Below are 17,136 nucleotides of genomic sequence, written 5' to 3'. Positions count from 1 at the left end.
TGTACAAAAACATAATTTAGTATCTTAAAAAAAACTAGACTCTGTGGAAAAACTATTTATTAAAAAGAAAGAATTTGTTCCTGAGGTAAACTTTGATCCTTCAAAAGGCCTTTTGGAAATCAGTGGTCAATCTTATCACGAGTACACTGCTGAATTTTTTGATCCATTATTTACATGGGTAGAGGGTTATCTTAAGGAAAGCGGTTTAACGATCACTTTAAATTACAAGATGACATATTTTAATACGGCTTCTTCGAAAAGTTTTTTCAGAATTATAGAAATGCTTCAAGCATATGAGGAATCTGGAAAAGGAAAAGCTGTAGTGAATTGGTATTACAAGAAAGACGATGAAGACATGCTAGAAACTGGTGAAGATTTTATCAGCGATTCAGGATGGAAAAATATACATCTGATTGCATATTAATTCAAAAAACTAAAAAATATCACGTAAGATCTTTCATAACCTGAAAGATCTTTTTTTTTCTAATTAATGGCATAATATTTTAGGATAAAAATAGTTATATAATAAAAGTATGTTTTACGTGTATTTTTTATAGTTCCAACACTACTATTTTAAAATCATTTTTTTCAAAACTTACACATTAAATTCTACTTTTTTACAACTTTTTTAATTCATAAATCGTAATAAACTATAACTCTATTAACGAGTATTAACACTACTATTACAAAAAAATTAAAGATATGATCTGGCTTTTTAATTCTATCTTACTGATTTACCTTATACTATCTAATATTGCTATTATCGTTAGAATGTATCGTTCTTTTTTACAATACTTATCACCTATAAAAGGGTACGCTTCAATGATCTTAATTATTGGCGTTTTAGGTGCTGTAGATTACTATGTTTTTGATATTACATCTGACAAATTCGAGATATTTGATGAGAACCAAGAAGTATTCAAACAAATCGAAGAAAGAGGTAACGACTTCCAAGAGTTAACGAAACAATAGAAATAATATATATGGTAAGCATCTCATTTTAGAGATGCTTTTTTTATGCATAATAAAAAAAAGGCAACCCATTTCTGAGTTGCCTTTTTATATAATTAGAAGAAGATTAATCTTCTTTCTTACCTTTCTTTTTTGCCTCTTGTTGAGCCTTTTGCTGTTCCTTCATAGCTTTATCTAATCTAGCTGCAAAACCACCCGCTTTCTTGTTCGCATTCTTTTTCTTATTCTCATCCATAACTTTACGGATCTTATCTTCGTTTACGAAACGCTTCGAAGCTAACTGTTGTACAATTGTAATACAGTTAGATACAAAGTAGTAATACGTTAAACCAGCTGCAAAGCTGTTGAAGAAGAACAAGAAGAATACTGGCGATAAGTACGAGATGTACTTCATTTGCTCGTTAGTCTGTACTTGAGCTTGGTTTTGGAAGTATGTATACCCTGCCATTGAAATCGCCCACAATAAAGTAAATAACGATACGTGGTCACCATACGCTGGAATGCTGAATGGTAAATCTAAGATCGAGTCATAAGATGATAAATCATCAGCCCATAAGAACGCCTGCCCTCTTAATTGCAATGCATTAGGGAAGAAGTTATATAATGCAACGAAAAATGGCATTTGAGCTAACATTGGAATACATCCAGATAGAGGATTGGCACCCACCTTTTGGTAAAGTGACATCGTCTCTTGTTGGATCTTCATTTGGTCATCACCATACTTTGCTTTTAACTCATCCATCTCAGGCTTAAGAAGTCTCATCTTAGCCATCGACTTGTAAGAGTTAAATGTAAGCGGATAAAGTACTGATTTTACCAATACCACCATGATAAAGATGATAAGACCATATCCTAATCCAAATCCTTCTAATGTTTCAAAGATTGGAATAAAGATATACTTAGATAATGGAGTAGTCCACGACCAACCTAAGTAAACGTTATCTTCAAAACCTTTTGCTACACTTTCACAAACACGGTAATCGTTTGGTCCAAAGTAGTATCTAAGGTTAGCTGTTTCAATATTTGACAATGGAATTTGGAACGAGATATCGGCAGACTTCACAATCTCTTCATCATTCTCATCCATATCAACGATTAAGTTCGCTGCATTAAATTGTTGATCTGTAATCAATGCAACGTTAAAGAACTTTTGTTTTGCAGATACCCATGATAATGGTTCTGAAATTGCCTCCTCCTCTTTTGAAGTAGAAGTCATTGATAAATAATCATAATCACCTGCTTTTGTGAAATAGTTGACTGTAGTCTTCTGACGAGAAGTCTTCATATCTTTTTCCACAAGCATCATATCGTCGTGCCAAGTATATGAAATTGAAGCACCTTGAATGTAAGGCTTCGCTTTCACTAGCTCTAATCTATAGTTTAATACATACCCTTGATCAGCCAAAGTATATACTCTTCTTAAGATTTCATTTCCTTCAGTATCTCTACCAACCATTGCAACATTATTGCCGCTTTTTTCAGCAGTATAATACAAAGTGTTAAGGTCAATCATACCAAATTGTGTTGGTAGATTTTCTTCCACTTTATAGTTGGATTCATTGACTAAGTTTAATGGCTTTTTATCGTATGTTTGGTAAGTCTTTAATAATACATTTTTTACTCTACCACCCTTACTATCAAAAGTTACTTCTATATTTTCGTTGCTTAAAACAATATCTTTTTGTTCACCTTTCATCATTACGCCAAAAATTCCAAATTTCGACTGTAATACTGAATCGCTTTCTACTGTTGCAACTGTTGTTTGTTTTTCTCCTTGAGAGGCTTTTGCCTGCTGTTCAACTTGGTCTGTTTGTACCGATGTATCCTCCACAGGTTGTTCTGGCTGGAAGAAGAACATATAGGCAATTAGTAAAGCTGATAACAACAGAAAACCTGTCGTTTGATTTTTATCCATAATTTTTATTTCAATATAACTTTTACAAGTCAAGTGATTTTAGATAAGGAACTATGTTCCATAATAAAATGCTTGCAAAGTTAAGTTTTTTATGCTTAAAACGTATCAAAAATCGGTTAAAAGTATATATAAAAAAAAGCTCCTTAGCAATATTGACTAAGGAGCTATTAAATATTTCAAATAAGGATTAAGCACTAACTACTTCTCCCTTACTGTTTTTCAATTCTTTTACTGCTTTAACAAAAGCAACAAATAATGGATGAGGGTTTTCCACTGTAGATTTATACTCAGGGTGGAATTGTGCACCAACATAGAATGGGTGATCAGGAATCTCAACAATCTCTACCAATCCTGATTTTGGATTAATACCTGTTGCTTTCATACCTGCTGCCTCATATTGCTCTAAATATTCGTTATTAAACTCATATCTATGTCTATGTCTTTCAGAAATTTTAGCTGAACCGTAAGCCTCATATGCTTTAGATCCTTCTTTTAATTCACAAGGGTAAGCTCCTAAACGCATAGTACCACCCATTTGTGAAAGGTTTTTCTGATCTTCCATTAAGTCAATTACTGGGTATTGTAACTCTTCTTCCATTTCAGAAGAATTAGCACCAGCAAAACCTACCATATCTCTACCGAAAGCAATAACAGCTGACTGCATACCTAGACAGATACCAAAGAATGGCACTTTATGCTCTCTAGCAACAGAACAAGCATTGATCTTACCTTCCATGCCTCTTTCTCCAAAACCTGGAGCTACCAATACACCATCTAATGAAGTAATAATCTTCGCAGCGTTATCTCTTTCATCAAGATCTTCAGCTTTGATGTATTCTAACTTTACTTTTACTTCATTTACTGCACCTGCATGCACAAATCCTTCTACGATTGATTTGTAAGCATCTGGTAATTCAACATACTTACCTACCAAACCAATTCTTAATTCACCTTGTGGGTTCTTAAGTTTTTTCAAGAAAGACAACCAATTATCTAAATTAGGGTCTTGATATGCTGGTAAACTTAATTTCATCAATACGATTTCATCAAGCTTTTCCTTTTGCATTAACAATGGCACATCATAGATTGTAGATGCATCACAAGATTCAATTACGGCGTTTAAGTCAACATTACAGAATAATGCAATCTTACGACGCATCTCCATAGGAATGTGATGTTCAGTACGACAAACTAAAATGTTTGGCTGTACACCTGCCTCCAATAATTGTTTTACAGAGTGTTGTGTAGGCTTAGTTTTTAACTCACCTGCAGCTCTTAAATAAGGAACTAACGTTAAGTGAATTACCATTGAGTTTTGTGAACCCAATTCTAACCTAGCTTGACGAACGGCTTCAATAAATGGTAATGCTTCAATATCACCAACGCAACCACCGATTTCAGTAATTACGATGTCATATTCTCCATTTTCAGCAACTTTGTAGAAGTTTCTTTTAATCTCATCAGTAATATGAGGAACCACTTGAACAGTTTTACCCAAGTAAGCACCTTCACGTTCTTTTGTGATGACATTGTTATAAACTCTACCAGTAGTCACGTTGTTTGCCTGAGATGTTGGTACGTTTAAGAAACGCTCATAGTGACCTAAGTCTAAGTCAGTTTCAGCACCATCATCAGTCACATAACATTCTCCATGCTCATACGGGTTCATTGTACCCGGGTCGATGTTTAAGTATGGATCAAATTTTTGAATTGTCACTGAATAGCCTCTACCTTGTAGTAGTTTACCAAGAGAAGCTGAAATAATTCCTTTTCCAAGCGAAGACGTAACACCGCCTGTTACGAAAATAAATTTGGTTTGTGTACGAGAAGACATACTTCGTTGATGATTTCACATTTTGTTTGTGCAAAGCTAAAGCAAGTGATGTGAATTAACAAATAAAGTATGTCAATGTCTGTAAGCAAATTAAAAAAGAGACTGTTGTTCAACCTTTTCTCTTAGAATTGGGTACGTAAATTCCCAGTTATATTTACTTTTTGACTTTTCACCAATATAATTTCCAATTTCAGGGCAAAGAATATCTTCCGGTTGATGAGCAAAGAAATAAACCTCTTGTAAACCTTGCATTTTCAAGTGTTGAAGTCTTTTCAACCAACTATCTACTCTACTAAAATCAGAGTCTACCAATTCATTACCTACAAACCTAACTAATAAAGTTGGTGACGTAATACGCATATGAAGAACATCCCTTCGTCCTGCAACATCAGTGATAATCATTGCATCACCCCTACTTTCCATTAAGTCTGAAAGTTCGTCTAATACTTTATGATCTTTAAACCATGAATCATGACGTAACTCAAGAGCAAGAGGTATATGAGTGGGATATTTCTCAATAAAGTTCAACAATGGCTTTACCTCTTGAATATCAAAGTCAGGAGGCATTTGTAACCAGGTATAACCAAGCTTATTTTCAAAAAGCTGCATTTGCTCGGTAAATTCAATCACTTCTTGATGACAATTGATTAACCTTTTCCTATGACTTACATTCTGTAGCATTTTGGGACAAAAACGGAAATAATCTGGTACTGTAGATTTCCATTTCAAAAGTGTTTCTGCTTTAGGAATACCATAATGTGTAGAGTTAAGTTCAATGGTATCAAAATACTGAGAGTAGTAATGTAGAAAGGTTTGAGGGGTTGATTTTTCAGGATAGATTTTCCCTTTCCAAGCTGCACAAGACCATGCTGGGGCTCCTAAACGAAACTCAAAGTTACCAACAAAATTAGGGTGATTTCGAAGCACCATCTGAGAATAAGGATCTTCCTCAGGTAAACTAAAATCAACACCAGAAATATCTTTTAATCTTCCGAAATCCATGCACATAATTTTTGAAATAATAATCCTATTGTGAATTTAACAGAAAAACCACATTAATTTAGATACAGTTCTAAACTAATGTGGTTTATCCTCTGTGATATACACAAAATTACAATTGCTCTTTTTTAAAAGCTTCTATATCCTTGTAGTGGCATTGTTTAATAAGTATATCGATATCACCTTGTATTTTCGCATCACTTTCTTCGCTTTTACTCATTAATGCAGACCTCATTAGATTAGAAATCTCTTTTGTATGAATGTTTGCTAAATCAAGTAGAGGCAATTCAATCAGGCTTCTGTATACGTTCGATTCTCTTCTTGAAAATGAAATTTGTCTAGCAGACTCTAATAAGGATTCAGTATATCTTGGGGCTTGCTGAAGCAGCTCACCTATATATAGGTAATCATCTAAATTTACTTGGCTCGTTTCTATATAATAACGTAACTCTTGTAAACCTCCAGTATTAACTTCGCTAGACATTACCATTTGTCTAAATTTCTCTTGTGCTTCATCTGGAGTGATGACAACTATATCCTGAGCAAAATTATATTGATAGCTGATTAAGAAGGTTAGTGTAAAAAGGAGTTTTCTCATTTTAATTATCTGATAATTATTTCTATTTCAATAATAAGAGATTTAGAAAAAGATTAGAAGTTTCACTATCAATCTTTAACAAAAAAGGACGGTTTATTTTATTTAGAGAATTTGTTTCCACTACTTTAACAATTCTGTTTTAGTGATATACTCCGTTATCGACTACCATGTGGTTGATAACAATATTAACCCATTTTACACCTAACACTTATCACTACACCATTTCACTAACAATCAACACTTTGCACTTTTCTTAAAATTTTGACTTCAAAAAAGTCTCATTTAATCACTTAACAAATGTGAACCTGATTGTTTGAACTTATAAAAGTAACTATCCTTGTGTCGTAATTTATAATTAGTCTAAATAGAAATCATGACTAGATTTTTACTGTTAAACCTTATTTTCATCTCTTTTAGCACTCTTCCAATGTTTGGACAGACTAATACTGAACCTCTTAGAGGAGTAGTATTAGATAGTAAAACAAACGAAGGAATCCCTTTTTGTACAATTGTTATTGAAGGGACAAATAAAGGTGTACACAGTAATGAAAATGGTGAGTTTGGTTTTTCAAAAATCAAAAAAGGAAAATATAAATTACAGATTGTTAGAACTGGCTATATCAATAAAACAGTAGAAGCTGACTGGTCTAATCAAAATAATATCACAGTATATCTAGAAGAAAATGAGATCAAACTTGATGAAGTTTTAATTACTGGTCAGTCTGAATCCACAGAAATGGAAACTCAAGGCTTCTCATCGAAATCTATCAAAACAGAAAAAATAGAAATCCAATCTATCGAACTCAGTACACTACTAGATCAAACATCAGGTATTAATGTAAGGCAAGAAGGTGGTTTAGGTTCTCGTACTCGTTATAGTATCAATGGATTAAGTGGAAACGCGGTTCGCTTTTTTATCGATGGTGTTCCTATGGAATATTATGGTCAATCCTATTCTATCAACTCTCTTCCTGTTAACCTCATTGAAGAATTAGAAGTTTACAAAGGCGTTGTACCTGTTAATTTAGGCTCTGACGCACTTGGTGGTGCTATCAATATTAAAACAAAATCAGCAAAGAAAAGTAGTTTAAACTTTTCATACTCTGCAGGTTCTTTCAATACACATCAAGTTGCTTTAAATGGTGGGTATAGAAACCAAAAAAATGGATTAACATTCAGAGGCTCATTATTTTACAATTACTCCGACAACAACTATGAAGTTTGGGGCGATGATGTATACGTTGTAGATCCAAATACTGGTAGAGTTGATCGGTCTGTAAAAGCCAAACGTTTTAACGATGCTTATGAAGCTTATGGTACAAAGGTAGATTTTGGCTTTACAGATGTAAAATGGGCAGACCAGCTACTCATCAGTATGGTGTATTCTGATATGTATAAAGAAGTACAACATGGTGCAACTATGAATGTTCCTTATGGTGAAAGGTTTTACACCCAGGGCAATGTAGTTCCAAGTATCAACTATCAGAAGAAAGATTTATTTGTTGATGGATTAGATGTTAGTCTTTTCAGTTCATATGCTATGAACACTAGAACACTAGTTGATACTACTACGAATAAGTACAATTGGTATGGTGAAGTTTGGGCACAAAACCCAGGAGGTGGAGAAGCCGGAAATCCTACGCATTCAACTACTGATGAAGGAACTCTAATCAATAGATTTAATACCTCTTATTCATTTAATGACAATAACATCATCAATTTTAATGCAGTAATTACTGATTACAAAAGAACTGCATTTAACAGAGAAGCTCCTATTGGTCAAGACACAAGAAATAACTATTCGAAAATGAATAAAAACATTTTGGGACTGTCTTATTCTAATACTGCTGTTGATGGAAGGTTGAGGACAAATATCTTTGGTAAATATTATGGATACAATGTTAATGTCTTGGACCATGAATATAGAGATGGAGAATACTATCCTATCTACAATTCTACTTCTGATGTGAATTATGGTTATGGTATTGCCACAAGCTACGATCTCTTTAATAAACTTACTTTACAATTTTCTGCGGAGCAAGCTGTAAGACTACCTGAACCAGATGAGCTATTTGGTAACTATGCAGCCAACGTAAATGCCGCTATTGATTTAAAACCTGAGATCAGTAAAAACCTAAACTTAGGAATCCGTTACGGTGAATTAAACTTCAATGAACATTCACTTACATTCTCAACAACATTCTTCTTCAGAGATGTAGAGAATATGATTCAACAAAGTACTCAGGTAGTCAGTGGTGTTGAAGTATATGTAAATGAAAACTTTGGTGAAATATTATCAAAGGGTTTGGATTTTCAAATTGATTACGACTATAACAGAAAGTTTGAAGCTATTTTTTCAGGATCATATAATGACACAAGATACATGTCAGAGTATGATATCTATGGAAGAAAAAATATGTATTACGGGTCAAGATTAAAAAATGCTCCTTTCTTACAATTCAACTCTAGCTTCAAATATCATTTAAATGATATCATAAAAAATAAAGGTGATTTATCTGTGTATTGGAACATAAGATATATACATGAATACTATCGCCATTGGGAAAATATCGGAAGTGACAATAAAGACATGATCCCGACACAATTTGTCAACGATCTTGGTGCATCGTACAGATTCCCTAAAAATAAGCTAGCCATTAGCTTAGACGTAAAAAACCTATTCAATGAGCAAGTGTTTGACAACTTCGCCATCCAACAACCTGGAAGGGGTGTGTATTTCAAAATCAACTACTCGATTTTATAAACTCATTATTTAATAACTAAAAGATCTATGAAACTTTCAACTACTTCAAAAGTAGCAGCATTAATGACCGCTGCAGCCTTTTTTGGTTTAACTTCTTGTGATAAAAACGACGAACCATCAGCAGGTGGCGGGCCAACTGAAAAAACAGTATTCCATGTTGCAGCAGATGTAACTGATCCTGATGAGAATGTTGCCGTATTTATGCAACCAACAACTAATGTCACTGACACTACATTAACTTTCATGAACAACGGTTATGAAATGGATGGTGAACGTTCTGCAAGAGTAACAGCAGCCGGTGGTAGAATTTATAATTTAAATTACGGTACTGGACAAATCTACGAATTAGAACATGATGGCAACACTAGCTACACAAAAGTTAGTGAAGTAGACATTAGTCATTTAGTGGGCACTCACCCAAGATATGCTGCAGTGTCTGATGAAATGTTACTAGCTCACAATGTTGTAAAAACATATAACGAAGAGAATACTGAAGTACAAATCACTTTACAAATTGTAAAAATTTCAATTCCAGGACTGAACTTCAATGCAGAAAATGATTTCATCGAGCATGATTTAGGTACTTTCGCAATTGGTGACTCTTTTGTTGGTAGAGTTGATGCTCCTGTAATTATGGACAATAAAGTATACTACGGTACTCAATATAGACTATTAGGTCAACCTGATAATGGCGAACCAAGTTCTGACCGTCCTGATGCTATTGCAACAGTGGTATTAGACTGGCCTACTTTAGAAAACCCTAAAACGGTTACTTACGAGAACTCTAAAGGTGATACTTATGGTTACAGAGGAAAAGCTATGCATGTTATTGATGGTTTTGTATACCAAATCAACATGACTACACAAGGATCAAATGCTGTAATTACAAGGTTAAATAACCAAGGTGAGTATGATACGTCTTACAAGTTTGATATCACAGATAAAGTAGGTAAAGCAGTTTCTTCTATCAACTGGCATCATGCAGGAGAAGGAAAAGGTTATGTTGCACTTGGTGATCCAAACTCTGACGAGGACAACATCTATGAAATTGCATATATTGATGTAGTAGCTCAAGATGTTCAGATTTTAAATGAAGTACCTAAATCAGACATGTGGTACTACCAATCTGGCGCTGTTGACCAAGGAAAATATTATATGGCGATAAGCCCTGTAGGTGCTGATGCTTATATCTGGGAATTTGAAGGAACTACAGCAACAAAAGGTGCTCAACTTGATGGTGGTAACATCTTTGTACAAGGTATTTATAAATAAGCTTTAAATACTACATTGATATAAAATAAAAGGTTCTTTACTCAAATAGTAAAGAACCTTTTATTATTTACATAAACGCGAAGTTTTCCTACTACCGTTTTCAAAATTTAATCACCAATCCATTTCCATTTATATTCTCCTTCGTCAAGGTAAAATGCAGCAGAGGCACTTTCTTTCGTAACTAATACAACCACTTCTTTAGTATTAGGATGAACTTCATTATCACCTTCATAACCTACTGTCACATCACTTGCTTTTTCAACGTAACAAGCTCCTATATAACTTAAGTCTTCATCCACTCCATTAAAGGGCTGTCCAGCTCCCATAATAAAATAACGATCAGGTGCATAATCCTTAAAAACAATAAATCCTTTCTTCCCTGAACTGATGTGTTCAATTCGCAACACGTAGAAAAAAGTATCATCAGTACTCAAATTCGCCTTTAAGAAAAAAGGATTAATATCGGGTTCTACCTTATATTCTCCAGATATTGATTTCAAAACTGAAAGAATTTCAGACGGCAAGAAATATCCTAAGTTGGACTCAAACCCTATCAATTCTTCATTAATTTTATGATTGAATATTTTTCCTTCTAAATCCTTCACACCCTGTTTTAAAATATCATTTTCTTGCTGAATAGCCACCCATTTTTCCAAGTGTTCCAATTCTGAATTTTGGGTCTTTAATTCGTCATTCAGTTTTTTATTTTTTGTCTCTAAAACTGCTATCTGAGCTTTATATTCTCCTATTTCTTTTTCGTTATTATTACAAGAAATGATCAGAGCAAATGACAGTAGATAAAAGTATTTCATTGTTAATTTGATTAAGAGAGTAGAAAGATTAATCAGCTTGTGTGTAAAGTTTAAATTCACCTTCATCTAAATAAACCACAGCAGAAGAGAAATTAGTAAACGACAAAGAAATCACATTCAATGATTTAATTTGAGGAGCTGGATTTTCATCCCTACTTTCAATTAGATTAGTATTCAAAGTTGTCAATGCTAATAACCCATTCAAATCATCACTACCATCATTTAAGGTATTTCCTGCTCCTATAATATAAAACTTACTATAGTCACTCCCTCTTATCACAGCAACACCTTGTTTGTTATTCTGTTTGTTTTCAATAAAAACAGCATAATCAAGTTTATCATCAGTATCAAAATGGCCAGTCGTATAAAATGGATTCAGGGCGGAAGATATTTTATATTTATCCGAAACACCTTCGAATGCTTGTAAAAAATCATTAGGTAAAGAAAACACAAATGATTTTCTGAAGTTTTCGGGATCTACTTGCTTACTCATTGCATTTTCAGCCACCGTCTGATTTAATTTTTGAGTCTGTGCCTTTAAATCTTTATTAGTGATTTCTAAAGCATCCTTATCCCATTTTGCCGTCACATCTTTGAGTGTCTTAATCTTTATTTCCTGTTCCTTTAACTTATTTTCTAAAGTAAGATGAGTAGCTTCTAATTCGGCTAATTTCGTTTTATAGGATTGAAGCTCTTGTTCTTGATTCCCACATGAAATTAAGAAGAACAAGAGTAGAAAGTTTGTGTATTTTTTCATAGTAGATGTTAGTAAAAAAATCTTATTGATTTACCTCAAAAAGTTTGCCTTAAAGTTACTATTAAGTAAATATCGCAAGTGTTAAGCGAATGCGTCACTTGTGATTTAGTATTGGCGAAGTCTCCTGACTTCGCCAATACTAAATATTCACTTTCAAATAACTCAATATAAACTATAGAATTGAACTATTATTAGTTTAGAGTAATTTGTTCGAAGTCGGGGATTCTGCCAAATATCAGTCACAAGTAATACCTTTCGACTTAACAATTGCGACATGGTTTTATATTAAATCTACTTCAAAAATCTTATAACTCTTCTCTTCATAATTCTTTGCACTTGAATAAAGATAATCTGTTGCTTCTACTATTAGACCATTCCTCACAGGGTTTTGATGTATATACTCAATCTTTTGATTCAAAATAAGATCATTATTGAGAATAATAGGATGATTATGTTGTTGCCAAAACTGATATTTTGAATTATTCTTATTCCTTTCTCCAGTCCTTTCAAACATCCATAACATCCAATCCCTTCTACTCTCTGAAATATTTTCTTGGATTGATTTTATAATGCTCTTTGAAGTAAACTTTTTTAAATCACGTACAATTGATTCTAATTTTACTTTTCCCTTTGAAGAGATAATCAAATGAACATGATTGCTCATTATTACATAGGCATGTACGATTAAGCCTTTTTCTTTTTTACAATATTCTAGACTTTCAAAAATGATATCTCTGTAATCTTTTCTAGAAAATACATCAATCCAATGAACGACTGTCATTGTTACAAAATAGCATGCTGTTTGGTCTGAGAATTTATAGTTTCTGCTCATGAATCGTTAGTTTTTATTATTTCTGGATTTTGTAACCTACAAGTTAGCAAAAACATATCGCAAATGTTAAGCGGATGCAAATTTTGTGATTGGGTATTTGCGAAGTCTCTTGACTTCAAAATACTAACTATCTCCTTTCAAAAAACTTTTATCAAGTTATTTAGTGTAAACTATAGAATAAAAATATTATTAGTTTGTGCTTTTTGTTCGAAGTCAGGAGACTTCGCCAATTGTTAGTCACAAGTGATGCCTACGGCTTAACACTTGCGACATGATTGGCTAGGTTGGGCATTCTCATGATTACCCAACTTTTCTGCATTCCTCATAACTGCAATTTCTTTATTAACTCTTGTAATTATATCATTTACATCTGCAGATGTTGATGATAAATTCAATCTTTTACATGCACCTGACTTTGTTCGAATAATTAAAAATCGAAAATTTCTATTTCCATATAAAGTGAAACCTTTTCGTCCTAAACTAACTGAATATTTATATTTTAAGTTTTTTATATCTTTAAATTCTACAATGAATAATCCTTTATAATAAATTCTTTGATCTTTCACTTCAAAAATATACTTATTAGCATTTCTATTAATAGACCTAATCGCTAAGAAAAAAAATATACCAAAAGATAGCATACCTATTAATGATGCTAACAATAAATTATCAATTAGATAGTTACTTATAACCCCCAATAAAACAGGTAAAACAATTGAAAGAGATAATGATCTTAAAATTGAATTATCATCAGTTAGTTGAATCTTTAAAGTACTCATTTCATGTCTTGTTTGTTATTACAATAGTTTATTTCTCAAAGTACAAAATCAAGAGAACATAAAAAAAACGGGTAACATTTCTGCTACCCGTCTTCAATATCTAAATGTAAGCTAAGATTACTTGCTCACTTTTAATTTTACTTCAACACCATCAAGGTCAAGTACAGTTGCATCTGCAACAGCATCTTCTACTGATAATGAAACAGCTTGTGTTTCTTCACAGATATAATCCTTGAATGATTCGAAAGCACCGTTCACCAACTCATCACCTTTTTCAGCAACGATATTGATTTTGTCCTGTACTTCTAAACCAGTGTCTTTACGGATATTTTGTACACGGTTTACAATATCACGAGCGATACCTTCTTTCTTCAACTCTTCTGTTAAAGTGATATCTAATGCTACTGTAATACCTTGATCTTTTGCCATTGACCAACCTGGGATATCATCCGAAGTAATCAATACATCCTCAATACCAAGAACTACTTCATTGCCATCTACATCAAAAGTATAAGAACCTGTTGACTCGATTGCTTTGATGTCGTCTTGTGACATTTGGTTTACTGTTCCAGCAATGCCTTTCATCAGTTTACCGTACTTTCTACCTAATGTAGCAAAGTTTGGCTTGATGTGCTTCACAAACATTCCTTCGTTTTCTTCTGTCAAGAATTCGATTTCTTTAATGTTTACTTCGGCAGCAATTACATCTTCAACAGCTTTGATTTGAGCAGTTACTTTAGCATTTACATCTGGAATCAAGATACGTTGTAATGGCTGACGTACTTTCAACTTGTCTTTCTTACGGATAGAGTGCGTAAGTGATGAAATTACTTGTGCCAAGTGCATCTTCTCTTCTAAATCGATGTTGATCAACGCTTCATTTACTGAAGGGAAGTTCGCTAAGTGAACTGACTCTGCTTTATCTTTTCCAGTAGCTGCATTCAAGTCTTGGAATAAACGATCCGAGAAGAATGGAGCAATTGGAGACATTAATACTGAAATTGTTTCCAAGCAAGTGTAAAGCGTTTGGTAAGCTGCTATCTTATCTGATGCATACTCTCCTTTCCAGAAACGCTTACGGTTTAATCTTACATACCAGTTCGACATGTCTTCGATTGTAAACGCTTGGATTGCTCTCGCTGCTTTTGTTGGCTCATAGTCATTGAATGCTGCATCTACCTCTTTCACTAACGTGTTTAGACGAGATAAGATCCAACGATCAGACTCATGACGATCTTCCATAGGAACTTCCGCTTCTGAATACGTGAAGTTGTCTAAGTTTGCATATAAAGAGAAGAAAGAATACGTATTGTAAAGTGTTCCGAAGAACTTACGTTTTGTTTCTTTTACACCTTCTAAATCAAACTTCAAGTTATCCCATGGGTTGGCATTTGAGATCATGTACCAACGAGTGGCATCAGCACCGTGCTCTCCCATTGTTTCGAATGGATCAATCACGTTACCAACACGCTTAGACATTTTCGCTCCTTTCGCATCTAATACTAAACCATTAGAAACTACGTTTTTGTAAGCTACTGAGTCTTGTGTCATACCTGCAATTGCATGTAATGTGAAGAACCAACCACGTGTTTGGTCAACACCTTCTGCAATAAAGTCCGCAGGGAATGAACCATCGAAAATATCTTTATTTTCGAATGGATAGTGCCATTGAGCATAAGGCATTGCTCCTGAATCAAACCAAACGTCAATAAGATCTGTTTCACGATACATTGGCTTACCGCTTTCTGATACTAATACAATATCATCTACGTAAGGACGGTGTAAATCGAACTCCTCCGTTAACTCATCATTATCTGTGATGTACTTTGGATTTCTTGGCATTACCCCTGCCTTCACTGATTTTTTCACTAATTCACCCAATTCAGCTACTGAACCGATACAAACTTCTTCGTTTCCATCTTCAGTTCTCCAAATTGGAAGTGGAGTACCCCAATAACGTGAACGTGACAAGTTCCAGTCTACTAAGTTTTCTAACCAGTTTCCGAAACGTCCTTCACCTGTTGCTTTTGGCTTCCAATTGATTGTTTTGTTTAATTCAACTAAACGATCTTTTACAGCTGTAGTACGGATAAACCATGAATCTAATGGATAGTATAAAACGGGTTTATCTGTTCTCCAACAGTGAGGGTAACTATGGACATACTTCGCTACTAAGAATGCTCTGTTCTCAGTCTTTAATTTAATAGCGATACGAACGTCCATTGATTTGTAACCCTTTTCAGCAGCTACTTCCTCTTCGTATTCTGATTTAACGAATTGCTCACCAAACTCTCCCATTTCTTTTACATAGCGACCTGTTTTGTCTACTAATGGAAGTGGCTCACCTTTTTCATCAAATACAACAACTGGAGAAATACCTGCAAGATTAGCAACTCTCTGGTCATCTGCACCAAAAGTTGGAGCGATGTGAACGATACCTGTACCGTCTTCAGTAGTTACGAAATCACCAGGGATTACTTCAAATGCTTTACCTTCAGGTTTTACATAAGGTAATAATTGCTCATATTTTGTACCTATTAAGTCAACACCTTTTAATTCGGCAACTACTCTTGCAGGAACAACTTTAGCACCTTTTTCATAGGCATCGAAATCAGCATCTAATTGCTTCTTCGTTACATAAGCATTTAAACGATCTTTGGCTAAGATTACAGTAATTGGCTCAAAAGTATACGCATTGTACGTTTGAACTTTCACGTAATCGATATTCTTACCTACCGCTAATGCTGCGTTAGATGATAATGTCCAAGGAGTTGTCGTCCATGCTAGGAAGAATAAATCACCGTGTAAATCTGAGAATAAAGCTGAATTATTGCCCTCATCAATTGCTTTAAATTGAGCAGTAATCGTTGTATCCGTTACATCTCTATAAGCACCTGGCTGGTTTAATTCGTGAGAAGATAAACCTGTACCTGCTGCAGGAGAATACGGTTGGATAGTATATCCTTTATATAATAAATCTTTCTTGTACAGTTCTTTTAATAAGTACCATACAGATTCCATATAATTCTTTTCAAAAGTGATATAAGGTGTTTTTAAGTCTACCCAATATCCCATTTGTCTAGTTAACTCATCCCACTGCTCTTTGAATTCCATTACCGTTTTACGGCAAGCAGCGTTATAGTCATCAACAGAAATTTTCTTACCAATATCTTCTTTAGTAATGCCAAGCTCTTTTTCTACTTTCAACTCAACTGGTAAACCGTGAGTATCCCATCCTGCTTTACGCTTTACTTCAAATCCTTTTAATGTTTTGTATCTATTAAAAAGGTCTTTTACAGCACGGCCCATCACGTGGTGAATACCAGGTGCACCGTTAGCTGAAGGAGGTCCTTCATAGAAAACGAATGATGGATTACCCTGTCTTGATGAGACAGACTTATCGAAGATATTTTGCTCTTCCCAATATTGGCGAATCTCTTTGTTCGCTGCTACAAGGTCAAGGCCTTTGTATTCTTTAAATCCCATTGGATGATGTAACTGTCAATAATTTTGATATAAAATACCTAAGAAGGTACAATTCGCACAAATATCGTAATTTGTTTGTAAATGAGAAACTAACTAACATGGATCTTAGAGAATAT

13 protein-coding genes are annotated in these 17,136 nt (G+C 34.0%); 4 read left to right on the top strand and 9 right to left on the bottom strand.

Going from position 1 to position 17,136, the window contains the following annotated elements; all coding sequences use genetic code 11:
* Positions 1-43: 43 nt before the first annotated feature.
* Positions 44-424 (top strand): DUF1987 domain-containing protein, encoded by a 381-nt coding sequence (locus tag QL232_RS22600; RefSeq protein WP_168881309.1) that lies wholly within the window; start codon positions 44-46, stop codon positions 422-424.
* Positions 425-702: 278 nt separating this feature from the next.
* A complete protein-coding gene (locus QL232_RS22595; protein ID WP_281615868.1) occupies positions 703-972 on the top strand; it encodes a hypothetical protein in 270 nt (89 codons plus the stop codon).
* A 106-nt stretch (positions 973-1,078) separates the two neighbouring features.
* Here the strand turns inward: QL232_RS22595 and yidC are convergent, their stop codons facing one another.
* The 4 genes from yidC to QL232_RS22575 all read right to left on the bottom strand — a co-directional run bounded on the left by yidC (position 1,079) and on the right by QL232_RS22575 (position 6,318).
* Positions 1,079-2,887, bottom strand: coding sequence for a membrane protein insertase YidC (gene yidC, locus QL232_RS22590; RefSeq protein ID WP_281615867.1), 1,809 nt, complete (start codon positions 2,885-2,887; stop codon positions 1,079-1,081).
* Between the two features lie 187 nt (positions 2,888-3,074).
* Positions 3,075-4,721, bottom strand: coding sequence for a CTP synthase (locus QL232_RS22585; protein WP_281615866.1), 1,647 nt, complete (start codon positions 4,719-4,721; stop codon positions 3,075-3,077).
* Between the two features lie 90 nt (positions 4,722-4,811).
* Positions 4,812-5,723 carry a DUF72 domain-containing protein gene (locus QL232_RS22580; RefSeq protein WP_281615865.1) on the bottom strand — a complete coding sequence of 304 codons (912 nt, stop codon included), beginning with the start codon at positions 5,721-5,723 and terminating at the stop codon, positions 4,812-4,814.
* Between the two features lie 109 nt (positions 5,724-5,832).
* Positions 5,833-6,318, bottom strand: coding sequence for a hypothetical protein (locus tag QL232_RS22575; RefSeq protein WP_281615864.1), 486 nt, complete (start codon positions 6,316-6,318; stop codon positions 5,833-5,835).
* Between the two features lie 373 nt (positions 6,319-6,691).
* Between QL232_RS22575 and QL232_RS22570 the strand changes: the two genes are divergently transcribed.
* Both QL232_RS22570 and QL232_RS22565 read left to right on the top strand, forming a co-directional pair.
* Positions 6,692-9,082 carry a TonB-dependent receptor gene (locus QL232_RS22570; protein WP_281615863.1) on the top strand — a complete coding sequence of 797 codons (2,391 nt, stop codon included), beginning with the start codon at positions 6,692-6,694 and terminating at the stop codon, positions 9,080-9,082.
* 27 nt (positions 9,083-9,109) lie between these two features.
* Positions 9,110-10,354: a hypothetical protein gene (locus QL232_RS22565; RefSeq protein WP_281615862.1), complete on the top strand. Its 1,245-nt coding sequence runs from the start codon at positions 9,110-9,112 to the stop codon at positions 10,352-10,354.
* A gap of 107 nt (positions 10,355-10,461) precedes the next feature.
* On the opposite strand, the gene QL232_RS22560 is transcribed toward QL232_RS22565, so the two are convergent.
* From QL232_RS22560 to ileS, 5 genes are all read right to left on the bottom strand, one after another.
* Positions 10,462-11,166 (bottom strand): hypothetical protein, encoded by a 705-nt coding sequence (locus QL232_RS22560; RefSeq protein ID WP_281615861.1) that lies wholly within the window; start codon positions 11,164-11,166, stop codon positions 10,462-10,464.
* A gap of 28 nt (positions 11,167-11,194) precedes the next feature.
* Positions 11,195-11,923, bottom strand: coding sequence for a hypothetical protein (locus QL232_RS22555; protein ID WP_281615860.1), 729 nt, complete (start codon positions 11,921-11,923; stop codon positions 11,195-11,197).
* 280 nt (positions 11,924-12,203) lie between these two features.
* On the bottom strand, positions 12,204-12,755 hold the full coding sequence (locus QL232_RS22550; RefSeq protein WP_281615859.1) for a transposase: 552 nt from the start codon (positions 12,753-12,755) through the stop codon (positions 12,204-12,206).
* A gap of 257 nt (positions 12,756-13,012) precedes the next feature.
* Positions 13,013-13,534: a hypothetical protein gene (locus QL232_RS22545; protein ID WP_281615858.1), complete on the bottom strand. Its 522-nt coding sequence runs from the start codon at positions 13,532-13,534 to the stop codon at positions 13,013-13,015.
* Between the two features lie 117 nt (positions 13,535-13,651).
* On the bottom strand, positions 13,652-17,020 hold the full coding sequence (gene ileS / locus QL232_RS22540) for an isoleucine--tRNA ligase (protein WP_281615857.1): 3,369 nt from the start codon (positions 17,018-17,020) through the stop codon (positions 13,652-13,654).
* Between the last annotated feature and the right edge of the window lie 116 nt (positions 17,021-17,136).

It is taken from the genome of Flammeovirga sp. SubArs3, from assembly GCF_947387565.1.
GTDB classification, from domain to species: Bacteria; Bacteroidota; Bacteroidia; order Cytophagales; family Flammeovirgaceae; genus Flammeovirga; species Flammeovirga agarivorans.
The sequence above is the reverse complement of the archived record's forward strand: the minus strand, read 5'-3'. Positions and strand labels throughout refer to the sequence as shown.

Coding starts and splice junctions, on each gene's coding strand:
- QL232_RS22595 (WP_281615868.1), top strand. CDS start 703: ATGATCTGGCTTTTTAATTCTATCTTACTGATTTACCTTATACTATCT.
- yidC (WP_281615867.1), bottom strand. CDS start 2,887: ATGGATAAAAATCAAACGACAGGTTTTCTGTTGTTATCAGCTTTACTA.
- QL232_RS22585 (WP_281615866.1), bottom strand. CDS start 4,721: ATGTCTTCTCGTACACAAACCAAATTTATTTTCGTAACAGGCGGTGTT.
- QL232_RS22580 (WP_281615865.1), bottom strand. CDS start 5,723: ATGGATTTCGGAAGATTAAAAGATATTTCTGGTGTTGATTTTAGTTTA.
- QL232_RS22575 (WP_281615864.1), bottom strand. CDS start 6,318: ATGAGAAAACTCCTTTTTACACTAACCTTCTTAATCAGCTATCAATAT.
- QL232_RS22570 (WP_281615863.1), top strand. CDS start 6,692: ATGACTAGATTTTTACTGTTAAACCTTATTTTCATCTCTTTTAGCACT.
- QL232_RS22565 (WP_281615862.1), top strand. CDS start 9,110: ATGAAACTTTCAACTACTTCAAAAGTAGCAGCATTAATGACCGCTGCA.
- QL232_RS22560 (WP_281615861.1), bottom strand. CDS start 11,166: ATGAAATACTTTTATCTACTGTCATTTGCTCTGATCATTTCTTGTAAT.
- QL232_RS22555 (WP_281615860.1), bottom strand. CDS start 11,923: ATGAAAAAATACACAAACTTTCTACTCTTGTTCTTCTTAATTTCATGT.
- QL232_RS22550 (WP_281615859.1), bottom strand. CDS start 12,755: ATGAGCAGAAACTATAAATTCTCAGACCAAACAGCATGCTATTTTGTA.
- QL232_RS22545 (WP_281615858.1), bottom strand. CDS start 13,534: ATGAGTACTTTAAAGATTCAACTAACTGATGATAATTCAATTTTAAGA.
- ileS (WP_281615857.1), bottom strand. CDS start 17,020: ATGGGATTTAAAGAATACAAAGGCCTTGACCTTGTAGCAGCGAACAAA.